Below are 16,709 nucleotides of genomic sequence, written 5' to 3' on the forward strand. Positions count from 1 at the left end.
TCACTATCGCGGCTACAGTCCTTTGGATCAGCGAACTGTCCACACGACCTGGCCTCCGCTGTTCCAGAAACCTGGGGCGGTTGACGACCCCGATGTTTTTACGCTCGAACCTTTTATTGGCGGGTCAGATCCCAGCTGCTGCAGGCATCAGTTTGCCTCGTTCAAATTTTGCATTGACTGCATCAGGTATGCACGGCCACAGCAGCGTCGAGACGGTTGGCTAAAAAAAGCAGAGTGCAGGCGCTTGCGGCTAATAGAATCCCACATATGATAAAAATCAGAGATTGACTTATTCCTGTCGAAAGCGCGGTACCAGCAAGCGAAAGCGATATGATCGAAGCAATCCGACCCGCGCTTCTTCCGTTCGCGAGGTGTTCCCTGAGTTTTGGGCCGCGAAGCCGGTCTAGAAGAGTCTCGGAGAGAAAAGGAATAGAGACACCGTACGCAAGTCCGATGATGAACACGGTAACAAGAATGGCTATCATACCATGAAGGGTCGAGATTACTCCGAACAAAATTCCGTTGATTAGCAATAGATATGTAACGGACCCGGGATGATGGCCAAGCTTATCGAATTTCAACCAACCAAGTACGACGAAAATCTGTACCAAGAGAAATGCGAACGACAAGGTGCTGGCATAAAGCGGTCCACCGGAGTTTGGGTCTAGCGAGAGGAGAACAAACCCAATTGCTCCCTGAGACAAGTTCACCAGCACATTGAACCCAATATACCAGTATGCCCACTTATTGTGAGCGCCATCTTGCTTAATAGCAAAATCGTTTCCGGTGGATGGCGAATTTTGAGGCTCGGTTAGGCGTTCCAGCTTTGAGGATAGAAGCGGATAAATCAACCCGAGCAACGCGGATGCCACGATAGCAAAAATGAGCAGATGGCTGGTTTCGCTCGAAATCACTGCTGCGGCGACGAGAGGAGCAATACTCTGAAATCCTCTTCCGAGAATGTTCCCTAACGCATTCGAAGAACCATAGGGAGTTCCGTAGGTATCCTTCGCGGCTACCGGCGCATCGCTAGTCAACACCTGGTCAAGCGACAAGATAAACAACAGGCATATATACGGCACGAGTACGAGCCGGTTGTTTTCTGCACCAAGCAGCAATGTTACTAACACAGCGATAAGCAAACCTGATCTGGTTCCATACAAATACAACGTTATAGTTTCACGCCGCAATCTCGTGGCGATCCGTGAAAAAATTGGCGGAACTATTACAGAGAAGACAAACGAAAGGCCAAACACCAGGGAGGAAAGCATTGCATCGCCGTCCTTGAGGATTGAAAGACCGACAAGCGTTGTCGCTATCACGCCGAGCGAAGCAGGATAGAACGCACTGAATAGAAATATCACTGCCTTTGGAATCATAAAAACGGGCTCGGAATTTGGTTGTTCTGAAACGCGGGATCCAATGCGTTTGGTGAGTATGCGCGGGTTAGTTCAAGCCCGGCTCGGTCGTAGACCGTCGAATAATTGATATCCGGCATGTAGAAAGCCTCTTCTTTGTCTTCACGCTCCAAGATTTCTCTCACGATGCCGATAACAGCTATCGCGTACGGTTGCGTGCGCAGAATGTCATGTCGCTTTGACGGTTGCGTATTTTCTTGAAGGACGAAGCGAAGCATCGTGGCCTCCTCAATCGCATGGGTAACCGCATCTTCCTCTAATGACCTGTAGGCTGAACCGATCGATACGGACGGTACATCAATATCAATATCAATTTTCACAGCCAGGTATTCTTCAGCAATTTCGCGCACTAGCAAGGCCTGCAGGCGGCCGCCGTCGATCGTCAGCTCCTTGGTCTTGAGACACAAACTGCGCTGCTGCCACCAGCACGCCAAACAATGCCGCTCTATAACCTCGTGCACGGCATGTTGCACCGGGTCGTGACTTTGAGAGCCTAGAGCAAGGCCCGTCGCGTTTCTTGGATGCCCGTTATGATCCTTTGCACCGAGGAGGAGTTGACCCCGCTCGATAGTACCGATTTCACATTTATTAGAGAATGATCTGACGGCAAGCTCAGCCTTTAAGTCTCGCTGAGAATAGAAGTTCGGGTGGCTCCACAGATGTTCGATGCACTCATATTTTGCAATCATCTCCGCACGATCATGGCTCGACGCACATGAGAAGCCGAAAACAGGAATTGCCCCCGTTTCTGCACGAAGCATAAGTCCTGCCTTCCCATACCAGAGGGTGTTGTGGGAAGAGCAGGGTACGACCGATGTACGAAACGGCAAGTTTAGCATCGTGACACCGTTTGAGATTTCGACTTAATGTATTGGTACGACATTTGCCTGCCGGACCTTCCGAATCGGAAGCGCCAACGCGGGGTCTTCCATCAGCCGGCGCAACAGGTGCCGATCCGTATCGCCTTTCAGCGCGTCCCGGCCGTGAACCACGCGATGATTATTCACGATGAGAATGTCCCCTACCGAGAAATCTATCTCGGCGTGATCTGCTTGATTTAGACGTTCTTCAAAAGAACGAAGGGCATCTCGGTGTTCTCCTGTCAAATTCTTAGGAATGTTCCAAGGATTGAAGAACACGAGTGTATCGTCGGCCAACTCTGGGGAACTCAGAACCGGCATTGAGCATAGATGATTATGGACCCTGCAATTGAAGCCAAGGCGGGTGAGAGCCAAGCGCCTCACGGCCTCGTCGGGCAGAAGCTGTGCGACACCGTGTGCATCGACGAGTTTCAACGGAACCGGAGATTTTCCGCTGTTTAGACACAGCCAGGCAATGTATCGAGCCCTGGGGCTGTCACAATGATATGGAATGGCTTCCGGCTTAGTTACTCGATGTGTGAATCTGGGATCCAGCTTGACGTCGCTATCATAGAGCTTGTGCGCGAGGTTTGAGGTCAGATTCTCAAATACTTCGCCACCTGCCTCTTTCAGGTGAACCCAGCCTTTCGATTTCAATTGAGTAAAAGCAAAGTTTTGTCTGCTTTGTGCGTTCATGTAGCCCTCTTTTCTCACAACGTGCTCGGAGCAGAAAGCCTGTCACGCGCCCGCTTGAAGCAGGCCCCGCCTCCAAAGCGGTGCTCATAGCTTCCGGTTTCGTCAAAGCTGCTCCAAAGCGATAGCTCTTCTGCGTTTTTCGCGATCTCGCGAAATTCTGCCAAAAGCGTCATTCCCACAGGCGTGAGTTTCGCGCCACGAGCGATCTCCTCGATGCCCGCTTGCAGTTCATCGAGCTGTTGATACAAGTAGACGCCTGTCTCATCATCTCCAGAGGAGTTCGCCAGCGCTGAGAACAGTTGCACGATCCTCGCTGTCACAAACGTAGCATGGAAAACTCCGAGCATTGGTCGTGGATCAGGCCGGATAGGCGAGGTGAACAACTCTGACCTATCATTGAGAATCACAGGGTCGAGCGACATCGCTGCGTTGAGATACATATGCGAAATTTCGTGGGTCAAATGCTCCGCATAATAAAGCTGGGCATTCACCTCTTTTCGTGGTGTGCGAATGAGCATGCATCCAAACATCCGGACATCAGTGATGCCCATAGTCACCGTACCTTCGAAGATACGAATCTTATTTAAGAAGGCCTTCAGCTCATCATGCATGCCCGGAAAATTGTCCGCGATGACTTTGATGGCCCCTGTAATAACCTGCTTTTGCTGGCGAACTGTCTCCTCTGAGACAGGATCAATGATCGGCCTTTCCTTGAAATATTCCTCGCCAAGAATTTTCGAGTTGTTGACGATGAATTGTTCCCAATCGGTCTCGTCGATAGTTAAAATCTCCGGACCCGGATTGGCGCTTTTCTCGATCCCCTGCGTAGCAACCTCATTGATCGTCCTCAGCACTTTGCGGGCCGTCTCAACATCTTGTGCTCTCATCGCTGAAAGAAGGGTGTCGTGCAGATAAAATATACGTGGGTTTAGAGTCGTCGCACTTACCGGGTTACGTACTAGCGACAGAATGTTGGTATTTTGATCGTCCCGCGAGGCAATCGACACGAGATATGCCAAGCTGGAGATCATCTTGAAATAAAAGCTCCGCCGCGCGAGCTCGGCACGCTCTTTTGATGGGTACGCAGAAACCAGTGATGGCAGTTGCATGCCAACCTCCATTAATAGCTTTATCGCTTGTGGGGAAAATGGAAGGGGGGAAGGCCCCTTCCATCTAAAGTTAGCCTGTAGTCGCGCTGACACTGACCTGCATCGTAGCAAGAGCTGAATCGAAGATCAGCTCGTCGTCCATTTCAAAAATGGGCTCGGCAGATGCATTGGCCATGACATACTCAGTGTGAAGCACTTCACTGTTGACGTCGAAAGTTGTCTGGGGGTTTTGCTGAGTCATAATCTACTCCTTGAAGGTTTTCTGGATGCCTCCGGAAAACCTTAGTGGGATTGTGATTTGTGGCCACGTCTTATGGTTGAGTTTTTTTGCGGCAGGAATGTGTCATAAAGCGAGAATACAATTCGGAATTTACAGCTTAATGTGGTGCTAGTTTGTATCGATTCAGGCCGCTAGTTGAATTATTAGCGTAAGCGCTGTCGCAAAACTCGGTCGCGAACTCCGACTTTTTCGATAGAAATTCTCCTGATTTTTCAGTGGGCGTTCCGGATTTGCGATAAGGTACGTAATCTGCCTCGCCGTGCGCCGGGTGGTCAGCAGGGCAAACCGCTCCGCTGACCAAAAACCTGTTCATCAGAATAGGTTGCGGCCGTCGCTCCTCGGACTGCTAATAGGCAGCCGCTATTCGAAGACCGGCCGCATGAAGCTGCGTTCGTAACTCAGGATGCAGCGGCTTTTCTCGGCAAGCGCAAAGGCCGCCTGGCATTCGGCGTCCTTTGCCATGCGTTCGCGATAATCCTCGTAGGCTGCAAGGCTCGGAAAGCTGAAGAGGGCGAGCGCGATATTGTTCGCCCCTTCATGCGGCATGAAATAGCCGTGATGCGTGCCGCCCAGCCGGTTGACCAGCGGAATCCAGAGTTTTGCGTATTCCTCGAACTCGGCGAGCTTGTACGGGTCGATCGTGTAACGCAGGGTGCAGGTGATCACGCATTTCTCCTTTGAGCGGCTTCGCCGGCTTGATGCCTCGCAAGCCGGGGTAATGTCCAGCCGAATGTCATGCCGGCAGCCGCAGCAAGGATTGCCGCGGACCCTAGGAGCTGCGCCAGCTGCAGCTGATGGCCGAAGGCGATGCGGTCAACGCCGAGAGCTGCGACCGGATAGATGAAGGATAGCGCACCGGTGAGATGCGTCGGCAGCTTCTGGATGGCGCCGTAGAGCAACACATACATCAGCCCGGTGTGAATGGCGCCCATGGCGACCAGCAACGCCCACTGATAGGCCTCTGTGGGCAAGCCGGAGGCGCCGGCGAAAGGCGCGAGCATCAAGAGGCCGGTGATAACCTGGATCAGCGCGATCAGATGCGGCGGCGTTCCCTTCAGCCGCTTGGCGACGAGCGCCGCCAGCGCGTAGAAGAACGCAGCGCCCAGAGCCATTGCGATCCCCATCAGATAATCACCGCCGGTGACGTCGCCTGTGGGCTTGGCCTTGGCGATCGCGATCATGCCGGCAAAGGCGATGCCGAGCCAGAAGAGCTTCGTCATCGTGATCTTTTCCTTGAAAAACAAACCGCCGATGGCCAGCAGCATGAAGGGCTGGGTATTGTAGACCATCGTCGCAATTGAGATCGAGGCGCGGGAATAGGCGGCGAACAGAAGAAGCCAGTTGACGACGATCGCGACTCCACCGAGGACAGCGAGCGCAAACAGCCGCCAGGTCAGGATGCCGGTGCGGAAATGGCCGAGGGAGGCGCAGATGGCGATGAGCGTCAGCGCCCCGAACAGGCAGCGCCACAGCACGACATCGATCACCGGTTGACCGGACGCCAGGACGAACCATCCGATCGTGCCCGAGATCAGCATGGCAGCGGTCATTTCGATACTGCCGGTCTTGATATCCTTTTCCATCACAACGCTCCTTTGAACATGCCGCAAGCATAATCAGAGGAAAGGCGTCGATATATGGATTATGGAAGGAATATGTGCGACAATACCTAATCATGAAAGGCAACGATCGAATTTCGCCTACGGAGCACTCCATGCTTGATGACCTCGACCGCCGCCTTCTCGACATTCTGTCGGCCAATGGGCGCATCTCTTTAAAGGAGCTGGCGCAAGAAGCAGGCCTCTCCTCGCCCAGCACGGCGGACCGGCTGCGACGGCTGGAGGACCGCGGTGTGATCACGGGCTTCACCGTCGGCATCAATCCGGCGGCACTCGGTTACGCCCTGCAGGCTGTCGTGCGCGTGCGACCGATGCCGGGCATGCTTCATATCGTCGAGAAGCTGATCCAGGAAACGCCGGAATTCGTCGAATGCGACAAGGTGACGGGCGACGACTGCTTTATCGCCAAGCTGCTGGTGCGGGACATGGAACAACTCGACACGATCCTTGATAAGGTCGCCGAACGCGCCCAGACCAATACGTCGATCGTCAAGTCGACGCCAGTGAAACGCCGGCTGCCGCCGCTCCATAGCGAGAAATGAGCGTCAGAATTCGGCCATCGGCGAAAGCATGACGGGCTGCCGCAGACGATCCGCAGCATCGCCTCTGACCAATCAGGCTGGTAGAGGAAGGAAATGGTTCCGGCGTCCCTTGCCAATCGAGGCGATCGGGCGGCAGACAGACCTCGACCCCGCTCGGGCGCTGGTCGAGGGCGGCAAGAATGACGGAGAGCGGCGGGATCGTCTTGCCGGCAACGTCGAGAAGCCGAAAGAAATCCGCTTCGCCGGATTTCCACGCAACGACAACCTCGGGCTGATCCAGATAGCTAAGCCGGATGCCGGTATCAAAGCAGCTGTTGAGCAGAAACATTTCCGCTTGTGCCGCCACGGCAAAAATCGAAGAAACCGGCGTCCTTTCGCACAACCGGCGCTTTACCAGAGCCAGGTCGGCGGGATCGTCAAGCGAGAGCCTGCGCGACGAGCCCGTGGACTGCGCAGCAGCCGGCGGCAACCCCGAAAACTGGCGCTGCGGCAAGATCTGGAATCCATAGGGCTCATACAGAGCCGGCTTGTCGGTCAGGAGAAGACCGAGTTCGAAACCCTGAGCGTCGCACCAGTTGAACGTCCGTCTCATCAGATCGCTGTAGAGTCGCCGGCCCCGCCGCTGGGGCCGCACCGCGCCGGACTGGAAACCAGCCGCCTTAACAAGCCGGCCATCAATCATCATCGGCATGGAAAAAGCGCTGAAATTGGCGACGCAGGTTCCGTTCTCGTCAAAATAGGCGAACGGCATGCTGGTCGGATCGGGTCCGCCAAAACGATCCTGAATGCTGACATCGATACCGAACGTATCGTGCAGCAGCGCCACCAGCGCCGCCCAGGCGACGGAATCTTTGAAATAGTCCTGCCGGAACGTCAGCCCATGGACAGCGGAGACGACAGGCACCTAGACGCCCGTCGAGCCGAAGCCGCCGGACCCCCGCGTGGTTTCGCCGGCATCAGACGCCTCGCGGACGGAAACCTGCGTCACCGGGGCAATCACCATCTGGGCGATGCGCATGCCGCGTTCGATGGGGAAATCCTCGTCGCCGAGATTGACCAGAAGCACCTTCACCTCGCCGCGATAATCGCTGTCGATCGTGCCGGGGGTATTGAGGCAGGTGATGCCGTGCTTGAAGGCAAGACCGGAGCGCGGGCGGATTTGCGCCTCGTAGCCGGCCGGGACTTCGAAGATGAAGCCCGTCGGCACCAGCGCCCGCTTGCCCGGCGATAACACCAGCGGCTGATCAGCGGCGACAGCGGCACGCAGGTCCATGCCGGCGGCACCTGATGTCTCATAGGCGGGCAGATCGAGGCCTGCCGCATGCGGCAGACGAACAAGGTTCAAGATCGGACGGGTGTGCGCGTGTAAGGTCATGGCAGCATTAGTTTGCCGCCAGCGGCGGCGGGTCAATTGCAAAGTCGGGCTGAAATCGGTAGATAGCTCGCAACTCACAGGAATCTAGACATATGGCCGAAAGTCTCGCCGAGGCGGTTTCTCGCCGCCGCACCTTTGCTATTATCGCGCACCCGGATGCGGGCAAGACCACGCTCACCGAAAAGCTGCTGCTGTTCGGCGGCGCAATCCAGCTTGCCGGCGAGGTCAAGGCGAAGAAGGACCGCATCCAGACGCGGTCCGACTGGATGAAGATCGAACGCGAGCGCGGCATTTCGGTGGTCACCTCGGTGATGACCTTCGAATATCACGGCAATGTCTTCAACATCCTCGATACGCCCGGCCACGAAGACTTCGCCGATGACACCTATCGCACGCTGACGGCCGTGGACGCCGCCGTGATGGTCATCGATGCCGCAAAGGGTATCGAGCCGCGGACACTGAAACTTTTCGAAGTCTGCCGCATGCGCGACATCCCGATCATCACCTTCATCAACAAGATGGACCGCGAAAGCCGCGACCCATTCGAGATTCTGGACGAGGTCGAGGAAAAGCTGGCGCTCGATTGCGCCCCGGTGACATGGCCGATCGGCCGCTCGAAGACCTTCTGCGGCTCCTATCATCTCGCCGACAACACCGTGCGCGGCTCGGACACGCAGGAAATCCTCACCAAGATCAACGGGCCTGAAATGGCCGCCCACCGGCTGCCGGAAAACGAGCGCGATGCCTTCATCGACGAAACGTCGCTCGCGATCGAGGCCTGCAAACCGTTCAACAAGAAAGCTTTCCTTGAAGGCCATCTGACGCCGGTCTTCTTCGGCTCGGCGCTCAGGAACTTTGGCGTGCGCGACCTCATCAATGCGCTCGGCGACTTCGCCCCACCGCCACGCGATCAGGTGGCCGACATCCGGACGGTCCAGGCAACCGATGACAAGATGACCGCCTTCGTCTTCAAGATCCAGGCGAACATGGACCCGAACCACCGCGACCGCATCGCCTTTGCCCGCATCTGCTCCGGCAAGCTGGAGCGCGGCATGAAGGCGCGGCTGTCGCGCACCGGCAAGCAACTCGGCCTGACGGCGCCGCAGTTCTTCTTCGCTTCGCAACGTCAGCTGGCGGATACTGCCTATGCGGGGGACGTGGTCGGCATTCCCAACCACGGCACCCTGCGCATCGGCGACTCGCTGACAGAAGGCGAGCAGCTTGTGTTCCAGGGCGTGCCGAACTTCTCGCCGGAAATCCTGCGCCGCGTGCGCCTGGAAGATGCGATGAAGGCCAAGAAGCTGAAGGAAGCCCTGCAGCAGATGGCCGAGGAGGGCGTCGTGCAGCTGTTTTCGCCGGAGGATGGTTCTCCAGCGATCGTCGGCGTCGTCGGCGCGCTGCAGCTCGACGTCCTGAAGGAGCGCCTGCAGTCGGAATACGGCCTGCCGGTCTCCTTCGACGTGGCCCGCTTCTCTGTCTGCCGCTGGATTTCGGCCGATCAGCCAGCGGACCTCGAAAAGTTCGTAACGGCTCGGCGCGGCGATATTGCCCGCGATCTCGACGGGGACCCGGTCTTCCTGGCGCAGGATTCCTTCTCGCTGCGTTATGAGGCGGAACGCTATCCGGCGATCAAGATGGTCGCCATCAAGGAATATCACGTCGCCAAGGCGGCGTGATCACCGGATCCGCACGCCGCCATCCTCAGAAGAGGCCGCGGCCAATGACCCATAGACCCGCTGCAACGAAGATGGCGCCGGCGGCTTGGCCGAGCCGTTGCCCGCCGGGCATGACCTTTTCGGCCAGCACGAGGATCGCGAGCCCTGCGATCCAAAGGATGTTCATCACCCCGCCGACGAACAGAAGCGCCATCAGCGGCCAGCAGCAGCCAACGCAATAAAGCCCGTGGCGCAGCCCCATGTTGAAGGCACCCCAAGGCTCGCGGCGAAAACCGCCCTCGCTCTGGATGAAAGCGAGCGGCGCGCGGCATTTGCTGAGGCAGGCATGCTTCAGCGGAGTCCACTGATAGACGCCCGCGAAAAGCAGCAGCACGCCGCTGAACAGGCCGCTCGCGCTTTCCATCATCGGCGTCAGCAACAGGGCGCGTTCGAGCAGCCACTGCCCCAGGGTTACCGCGAGCGAAAACAGGAACCAGGCTGCGACATAGCCGCTGCCGAAGACACCGGTGGCCGCGAAGGGCGCGCCCTGGTCTGCGGCATGCCGACCGACACGCGCGTAGAGCAGGATCATCGGCGCGGCCGACGGAAGCATCATGCCGACCATCATCACGGACCACATGGTAAAAACGAGGAACACCTCGCCCAGACGCCACGCGCGCGGCGTGAGCATTGCCTCGGCCATGCCGGGCATATCCGCCATGCCGTCCATGGATTCCATCGGCGTTTCGCTGGTCGCCATCATGTCGGTGAGCGAAAGCAGATAGAACCAGGCAAGCAGGGTGATAGCTGCGAGGCTGGCGGTTATGATGATCCGATCCCGCCTGAGCACGGCGTCGAGCGTGATGCCGGGCATGGCCCCGCTCCTAATGGACGACACCGCTCTCGGTCATGTGCAGGCGGGCAAAATGCGCGTGCGAATCCTTGGTGGAGAGCGCAATCGGTCCTTTCGTTTCCGCCCAGCCGCGTCCAGCCTCGCATGTGTCGTATTCGAAGCCGCCTGGCAGATTGATGCGGGCCCGGTGTTCCTCGCCGGTTACCGGGTTGCGGATCGGCTCGCCGCGCGCTTCGATCCAGCCCGGAATATCGATTCTGGCGATGCGCCCGTCGATGTCCATTTCGAAATCGATCCGCGTGAAAACCGGGTCATGCACCGTGTCGAACGTGGTGGCGAACACTGCGAAAAACGTCGCGCCAGGCTCTGTATCGAGCCCGCTCATGATCCGCAGCAAGGCATCGCGCTGCGCCGGTGACGCGCGCTCGTCGACGATTGGGACGCATTGGCCGTGGCCTTCATGAATGGCCCCCGGCCATGACACGATCATGCCGATACGCAACCCGTCGAGCCGGGTTTCGCCGTGAAAACCGTCCTCGATGTCGATGACGCCGATCGCGTGACATTTGCCTTGGGTGGGGAGTGCGTTGAATTGGCAGGGGCAACCATAGGCGCAGTTGCAATGTAAGAATTCACGTCCCTGAAGCTTCCATTTGACGCTGGTCATTTCATCCTCCATTGGGCGGGGAATGCGTCTGTTATGGGAATTTCGTAGATCGCTAATTAAATACCTGCGTCTCCGGGTTGTCCAGTGAGCCTGGAGTCTTCCCCAGGGCACTGCGAGCCGTACGGTTATTGCGGCTGAGAGGGCGGAGCATCCGCCTCCGCGCCCGGAAAAATCTGGTACTACGCCCGCCTTACCGGTGGTCCGTCAGCATGAGATCGCCGCTTTCATCGACCGAAACCTCGATGCCGATGTAGCCGGGGATTTTCGGATGCGAGGTCTCGAACGGATGCGTATGCGTGGCGGTGATGACCATCACATCTGCCCCGGCCGATTCGCCCGCAATGACGCCGGCCGCCACATCCTCGAAGACCAGGCAATCCCTGGCGTCGAAGCCGAGGCGTTTTGCACCGAGCAGGTAGCATTCCGGGCTCGGCTTGCCGCGCGAGACGTCCTCGGCGATGACGATGAAGCGCGGTTCCGGCAGGCCGGCGGCGGCGATGCGCACCTTGGCAAGTTCGCGCGGCGAGGAGGTGACGATCGCCCAGCGCTCTGGCGGCAAGCTCTTCAGGAATTCGATCGCGCCGGGAAGCGGCTTGACGCCCTCGACATCCTCGATCTCACCCTGGCAGATGATGGCTGCTTCCGCCTCAGGATCGACACCGGGCAACCCAAGCTGCCGGATCGTGTCGACGCCGCGCTTGCCATGCATGGTCGGCAGGAACGTCGCGACATCAAGTCCATGGCTTTCCGCCCATTTGCCCCACACGCGCTCCGCAGCCTCGATGGAGCTCAAAAGCGTTCCGTCCATGTCGAACAGGAAGGCGGAATATTTCTTGCCGAACACCGGCAATGACGCGGAAGACAACGGGCGGACTCCTTTTTTGATCTGACGACCCGCCTCCATGCGAGCGATGACGTACCCGTTCGATACGAGGATTCCCGCCACAGATCAAACCGATATCGCCGTCGCAACGCGACCCTTGCGACTTTTCTAACGCCTTCATTGCGCCGAGAACGCGAGCCGCAAACCCACAATGCCAAAGGCGCCGGCAAAACCGCGCCGAAGCCACGTTGTCACGCCCGCGTAGCGATCACATGCTTTGCGCAGCCGAACTGGCTGGTCTTCATCGACTGACACGCCTCAATCCCGCTCGCGGCCTGGCAAGGCATCATGCTCGCCGAACCAGTTTGCCGCCGAGGAACACCAGATCTGGTGCCTGGGTGCAAGTTCGCGCCGCTGGCGGATGTTGCCCCAGCGGATGCCGATCTCCTCGGCATCCTCGTCCGTGCCCGTCGTATAGACCGGCGAACCGCAACTGCCGCAGAACATCTGAAAGCGCGTCCGGCCGTTTTCGGCAATTTTGACGTAGGTCTTCGGCTCGCCGGCCGTGATCCGAAAATTCTCTTTCGGCACGGAGACCGTGACGCGATAAACCGAGCCCGTCAGGTGCTGGCAATCCGTGCAATGGCAGATGCTGACCTCGTTGGGGTCGATCTCGGCCTCAAAGCTGACCGCACCGCAATGGCAATTCCCGTCGATATGCATGTCCGTTCCTCCCGGTTGGGGAGGAACCTAGAGCTTTGCCGCTTCCTCTTCGAGTGACGGAAATGCTCTTTCTCCTTGTTTCATCGCAAATCCGGACGGGGCGCATCAGACGCCGGTGAACAGCCACGCATGCTCCTTGGCGTTGTTGAATTTCCACACGCGCGACGGACCGGCCATCACGTTGAGATAATAGAGGTCGTAGCCGTGGATGGCGGCGACCGGATGGTAGCCCTTCGGCACCAGCGTTACGTCGCCATCCTCGACGGCCATCGTTTCATCCAGCGAGCGATCGTCGGTATAGACGCGCTGCATGGCAAAGCCTTGGCTCGGGTTCAGGCGATGATAGTAGGTCTCCTCCAGCAAACTTTCGGACGGCAGATTGTCCTCGTCATGCTTGTGCGGCGGATAGGACGAGGTGTGACCGCCGGGCGTGATGACCTCGACAACCAGCAGCGAATGGGCTGCATTGTCGTCTTCCGGCATGATGTTGGTGACATAGCGCGTGTTGGTCGCCTTGCCGCGCGTCATCTGAGGGTGTGTGCCTGGACGGATCACTTGCGTCTTATAGCCTTCGCCGCCAGGCGCCGAGCAGACAGCGAGGTCGAGCGCTGTCGTCGCCATCGCCTCCCAGCGGCTGCCCTTCGGGACATAGACCGCATAAGGCTGTCCTTCGAACGGCGTCATCCGCTCGCCAAGTTCGCCGAAATCCTCGCCGTCGACGGAGATTTTCGCCTTGCCGGCGACGAGCACGAGGCAGGTTTCCCGGTCGGCACTTTCGCCAGCCGTCTTTTCGCCCGCCTTCAGCCGGTTCAGCCTGAAACCGACATAGGTCCAGCCGGCAGATTCGGGCGTGATGTCGTGAACGAGGCCGGAGGTGCCTTTTGGTTTGACGAGAAGGTTTGGCATGGTGTGGCTCCTGTTGATTTCCACCCTCCCCTTGAGGGGGAGGGTCGGACCGCAGGTCCGGGGTGGGGTGATCTACTGAGACACCCAAAGGATCACCCCACCCGCAGCTTCGCTGCGACCTCCCCCTCAAGGGGAGGTAAAGTGCATCAGCCCCGATCCAGTCCCGCTTCCTTGGCATAGGCCTTCAGCGACTTCAGACCCAGCGACTGATATTCCAGCGGGTTGCGCACGGCGGAATCCTGCTCCGCCTCAATCACCAGCCAGCCATCATAGCCATGTTCCGCGGCAACTTTCAGCACCGGTACGAAATCGACGCCGCCCTCGCTGTCGCCGGGAACGGTGAAGACGCCGCGGCGCACACCTTCGAGGAAGGACAGGCTTTCACGCTCCACTTGCTTGCGGATTTCGGTCCGCACGTTCTTGGCATGGATATGGCGGACGCGGTGCATGTACTTCTTCGCCACCTCAACGGGATCGGAACCGCCGAACCAGGCGTGGCCGGTGTCGAGCAGGAGCTTGGTCGCCGGGCCGGTGTTCTGCATCAGAAGATCGATTTCTTCGCCGGTCTGGACGATCGTGCCCATATGGTGGTGGTAGACGAGATCGACGCCCTGATCGGCGCAATACTTAGCGATTGCCTCGATGTCGGCGCCGAACTTCTTCCACCGGTCAGCCGGCAGAACCGGCTTGTCCTTGACGACCGATTTCGTGTCGTCCCCATGGATGGCATTGGAGGTTTCGCAGACGATGCAGACTTTACAGCCATTGTATTTCAGGAGATCGAGGTGCGGCTGGATTGCCTTCTTCTCGGCCTCGACATCATGCGTCAAGAGGTTGGTCGAATGCCAGCCGGAGACGAAAACGAGATCGTAGGAAGCGAGTTTCGCCTTCAACTCAGCGGGATCGGTCGGCATCTTGTGGCCCTTCTCGATGCCGTCAAAGCCGATTTTCTGGCAATCGGAGAGGCAGTCTTCGAGGCTCAGGTGGGCGCCGAGCGTCTGGTCGTCGTCATTGCTCCAGGCGATGGGGTTTGTTCCGTAGCGGATCATGATGTTCTTCTCTGATCAAGTGTTTTTAAGTCGTGCGAAAGCCCGCGACAATTGCGCGGGCTCCATGTCGTTGATTTAACCGATGCGCTGTGCGGCAAGTGCCTTTTCATAGCCCTTGCGGGCCTCGTTGACCTTGGAGCGTTCGGAGACTTCCGGCACCGCCACATCCCACCAATGGCCGCCCTCGTCCGTGGTGATCAGCGGATCTGTATCGATGACGATGACCGTGGTGCGGTCTTCACCCGCGGTTTCCTTCAGCGCGATTTCCAGCTCGGCGATCGAGGCAACCTTGCGCGTCACAGCGCCCATGGCGGCGGCGTGGGCTGCGAAATCGATGGCTGGGAGCGTGACGTGATGCGTGTCTCGAAGCAGGTTGTTGAAGTTGGCACCGCCGGTTGCCATCTGCAGCCGGTTGATGCAGCCATAGCCGGCATTGTCGAGCAGGACGACGGTGATCTTGGCGCCGAGCATGATCGAGGAGGCGATTTCCGAATTCAGCATCATGTAGCTGCCGTCGCCGACCATGACGATCACGTCGCTGCCGGGCTTGGCGAGCTTGACGCCAAGACCGCCGGCCACTTCATAGCCCATGGTCGAGAAGCCATATTCCATATGATAGCTGCCCGGCTGATCCGCCTGCCAGAGCTTGTGCAGCTCGCCCGGAAGACCGCCGGCGGCGCAAACGAGCGTTGTATTCTCCGTGCGAGCGCGCTGGACGGCACCGATGACTTGCGCATCGGAGGGCAGCGCAGCATTGGTGGTCGCCATTGCCTTCTCGGCCGCCTTCAGCCACTCGGCCTTGCCGTCGGTCGCCTTCTTCGTCCAGGCGTCATCGGCCTTGTGCGAGCCAAGCCCGGCGCTCAACGCCTCCAGCCCGACGCGGGCGTCGGATACGAGTGGCAGGCCCTCGTGCTTGGCGGCGTCGAATGCCTGCACGTTCAGGCCGATGATCTTCAGATCGTCGTTTTTGAACAGCGCCCAGGACCCGGTGGTGAAATCCTGGAGGCGCGAACCGACGGCGAGAACAACATCGGCCGCTTCGGCAAGCTGATTGGAGGCTGACGTGCCGGTGACGCCAACCGAACCCATGTTGAGCGGATGGCGGTGCGGCAGCGAGGACTTGCCCGCTTGGGTCTCGACAACCGGGATTCCGTGCCGTTCAGCAAAGGCCGCAAGCGTCTGGCTGGCCTCGGAGTAGAGCACACCACCGCCGGCGATGATCATCGGCTTTTGGGCAGCTTTCAGCGCCGTGATCGCATGGGCAAGTTCATCGGCATCTGGATGGAGGCGCCGGCTCGTCCAGACTTTCTCGTCGAAGAAATTCTCCGGATAATCATAGGCTTCCGCCTGGACATCCTGGCAAAGCGCCAGCGTCACCGGTCCGCAATCGGCGGGATCGGTCAGCACCTGCATGGCGCGGCGCAGCGCCGGGATGATCTGTTCCGGACGGGTGATGCGATCAAAATAGCGCGAAACCGGACGGAAGCAGTCGTTCACCGTCATGGTGCCGTCGCCGAAATCCTCGATCTGCTGCAGCACCGGATCCGGGCGGCGATTGGCAAAGACATCGCCGGGCAGGAAGAGAACCGGCAGGCGGTTGACGTGAGCAAGAGCAGCCGACGTCACCATGTTGAGCGCGCCGGGGCCGATCGACGTCGTGCAGGCCATGAAACGGCGCCGGAAACTTGCCTTGGCAAAGGCGATTGCGGCATTTGCCATGCCTTGCTCGTTCTGGGCGCGATAGGTCGGCAGCGTGTCCTTGATGCCGTACAATGCCTCGCCGACGCCGGCGACGTTGCCGTGACCGAAAATGGCAAAGACACCGCCGAAGATCGGCAGTTTCTCGCCATCGATCACAGTCATCTGCCGCGTCAGGAACCGCGCCACGGCTTGCGCCATGGTCAGACGGACGGTCTTCTGGCTCATCGTTTCCTCCTCGAACGAGGACATTGCCTCGTTTTAACTTCATCCATGAGGAGGTTTACCCCCTCTGTCCCTTCGGGACATCTCCCCCTCAAGGGGGAGATCATTCGTTTCCTTTTTGGGCTCGGTAGTTGCCGTTGATCTCCCCCTTGAGGGGGAGATGTCGGCATCGCCGACAGAGGGGGGTGCAGCCACATTTGCCGCACCACCC

Annotated in this window: 18 protein-coding genes; 2 read left to right on the plus strand and 16 right to left on the minus strand. The window is 58.5% G+C overall.

Annotation, left to right across the window (positions count from 1 at the left end; genetic code table 11):
* Nucleotides 1-182: 182 nt before the first annotated feature.
* The 7 genes from ACSQ2Z_RS20440 to ACSQ2Z_RS20470 all read right to left on the minus strand — a co-directional run bounded on the left by ACSQ2Z_RS20440 (nt 183) and on the right by ACSQ2Z_RS20470 (nt 5,946).
* Complete coding sequence (locus ACSQ2Z_RS20440) at nt 183-1,379, minus strand: hypothetical protein (RefSeq protein ID WP_436082890.1); 1,197 nt, start codon at nt 1,377-1,379, stop codon at nt 183-185.
* Complete coding sequence (locus ACSQ2Z_RS20445; protein ID WP_436082891.1) at nt 1,376-2,179, minus strand: YcaO-like family protein; 804 nt, start codon at nt 2,177-2,179, stop codon at nt 1,376-1,378. The genes ACSQ2Z_RS20440 and ACSQ2Z_RS20445 overlap by 4 nt, the downstream gene beginning before the upstream one ends.
* A gap of 102 nt (nt 2,180-2,281) precedes the next feature.
* The gene (locus ACSQ2Z_RS20450; RefSeq protein ID WP_436082892.1) at nt 2,282-2,974 is read right to left on the minus strand and encodes a TauD/TfdA family dioxygenase; all 693 of its coding nucleotides are present in this window, start codon (nt 2,972-2,974) and stop codon (nt 2,282-2,284) included.
* 14 nt (nt 2,975-2,988) lie between these two features.
* On the minus strand, nt 2,989-4,083 hold the full coding sequence (locus tag ACSQ2Z_RS20455; protein ID WP_436082893.1) for an aKG-HExxH-type peptide beta-hydroxylase: 1,095 nt from the start codon (nt 4,081-4,083) through the stop codon (nt 2,989-2,991).
* 70 nt (nt 4,084-4,153) lie between these two features.
* Nucleotides 4,154-4,324, minus strand: a complete 171-nt coding sequence (locus tag ACSQ2Z_RS20460; RefSeq protein ID WP_436082894.1) for a hypothetical protein — start codon at nt 4,322-4,324, stop codon at nt 4,154-4,156.
* A gap of 399 nt (nt 4,325-4,723) precedes the next feature.
* On the minus strand, nt 4,724-5,029 hold the full coding sequence (locus ACSQ2Z_RS20465; RefSeq protein WP_436082895.1) for an NIPSNAP family protein: 306 nt from the start codon (nt 5,027-5,029) through the stop codon (nt 4,724-4,726).
* The gene (locus tag ACSQ2Z_RS20470; RefSeq protein ID WP_436082896.1) at nt 5,026-5,946 is read right to left on the minus strand and encodes a DMT family transporter; all 921 of its coding nucleotides are present in this window, start codon (nt 5,944-5,946) and stop codon (nt 5,026-5,028) included. The genes ACSQ2Z_RS20465 and ACSQ2Z_RS20470 overlap by 4 nt, the downstream gene beginning before the upstream one ends.
* 131 nt (nt 5,947-6,077) lie before the next feature.
* On the opposite strand from ACSQ2Z_RS20470, the gene ACSQ2Z_RS20475 reads away from it, so the two are divergent.
* Nucleotides 6,078-6,524: an Lrp/AsnC family transcriptional regulator gene (locus tag ACSQ2Z_RS20475; protein WP_436082897.1), complete on the plus strand. Its 447-nt coding sequence runs from the start codon at nt 6,078-6,080 to the stop codon at nt 6,522-6,524.
* On the opposite strand, the gene ACSQ2Z_RS20480 is transcribed toward ACSQ2Z_RS20475, so the two are convergent.
* Together ACSQ2Z_RS20480 and dut are read right to left on the minus strand one after the other, a co-directional pair.
* Nucleotides 6,472-7,428: a GNAT family N-acetyltransferase gene (locus ACSQ2Z_RS20480; RefSeq protein WP_436082898.1), complete on the minus strand. Its 957-nt coding sequence runs from the start codon at nt 7,426-7,428 to the stop codon at nt 6,472-6,474. The two genes, ACSQ2Z_RS20475 and ACSQ2Z_RS20480, sit on opposite strands and share 53 nt — an antisense overlap.
* Complete coding sequence (gene dut / locus ACSQ2Z_RS20485) at nt 7,429-7,899, minus strand: dUTP diphosphatase (RefSeq protein WP_436082899.1); 471 nt, start codon at nt 7,897-7,899, stop codon at nt 7,429-7,431. It lies immediately after the preceding gene.
* A gap of 92 nt (nt 7,900-7,991) precedes the next feature.
* Here dut and ACSQ2Z_RS20490 point away from each other — a divergent pair, with 92 nt between their 5' ends.
* Nucleotides 7,992-9,575: a peptide chain release factor 3 gene (locus ACSQ2Z_RS20490; protein ID WP_436082900.1), complete on the plus strand. Its 1,584-nt coding sequence runs from the start codon at nt 7,992-7,994 to the stop codon at nt 9,573-9,575.
* A gap of 25 nt (nt 9,576-9,600) precedes the next feature.
* Here ACSQ2Z_RS20490 and ACSQ2Z_RS20495 read toward each other — a convergent pair whose 3' ends face one another.
* The 7 genes from ACSQ2Z_RS20495 to iolD all read right to left on the minus strand — a co-directional run bounded on the left by ACSQ2Z_RS20495 (nt 9,601) and on the right by iolD (nt 16,501).
* Complete coding sequence (locus ACSQ2Z_RS20495) at nt 9,601-10,428, minus strand: DUF2182 domain-containing protein (protein WP_436082901.1); 828 nt, start codon at nt 10,426-10,428, stop codon at nt 9,601-9,603.
* Between the two features lie 10 nt (nt 10,429-10,438).
* Entirely contained in the window at nt 10,439-11,074 is a 636-nt protein-coding gene (locus ACSQ2Z_RS20500; protein WP_436082902.1) for a DUF1326 domain-containing protein, read from the minus strand.
* A 190-nt stretch (nt 11,075-11,264) separates the two neighbouring features.
* Nucleotides 11,265-11,939 carry an HAD family hydrolase gene (locus tag ACSQ2Z_RS20505; RefSeq protein ID WP_436082903.1) on the minus strand — a complete coding sequence of 225 codons (675 nt, stop codon included), beginning with the start codon at nt 11,937-11,939 and terminating at the stop codon, nt 11,265-11,267.
* A 276-nt stretch (nt 11,940-12,215) separates the two neighbouring features.
* Nucleotides 12,216-12,620 carry a GFA family protein gene (locus ACSQ2Z_RS20510; RefSeq protein WP_436082904.1) on the minus strand — a complete coding sequence of 135 codons (405 nt, stop codon included), beginning with the start codon at nt 12,618-12,620 and terminating at the stop codon, nt 12,216-12,218.
* A gap of 105 nt (nt 12,621-12,725) precedes the next feature.
* A complete protein-coding gene (gene iolB, locus ACSQ2Z_RS20515) occupies nt 12,726-13,526 on the minus strand; it encodes a 5-deoxy-glucuronate isomerase (RefSeq protein WP_436082905.1) in 801 nt (266 codons plus the stop codon).
* Nucleotides 13,527-13,672: 146 nt separating this feature from the next.
* Complete coding sequence (gene iolE, locus ACSQ2Z_RS20520; RefSeq protein WP_436082906.1) at nt 13,673-14,575, minus strand: myo-inosose-2 dehydratase; 903 nt, start codon at nt 14,573-14,575, stop codon at nt 13,673-13,675.
* 75 nt (nt 14,576-14,650) lie between these two features.
* Entirely contained in the window at nt 14,651-16,501 is a 1,851-nt protein-coding gene (gene iolD / locus ACSQ2Z_RS20525) for a 3D-(3,5/4)-trihydroxycyclohexane-1,2-dione acylhydrolase (decyclizing) (protein WP_436082907.1), read from the minus strand.
* Nucleotides 16,502-16,709 lie beyond the last annotated feature (208 nt).

Origin of the sequence: Pararhizobium sp. LjRoot235, assembly GCF_964254145.1 — a bacterium.
Taxonomy (GTDB): Bacteria; Pseudomonadota; Alphaproteobacteria; order Rhizobiales; family Rhizobiaceae; genus Pararhizobium.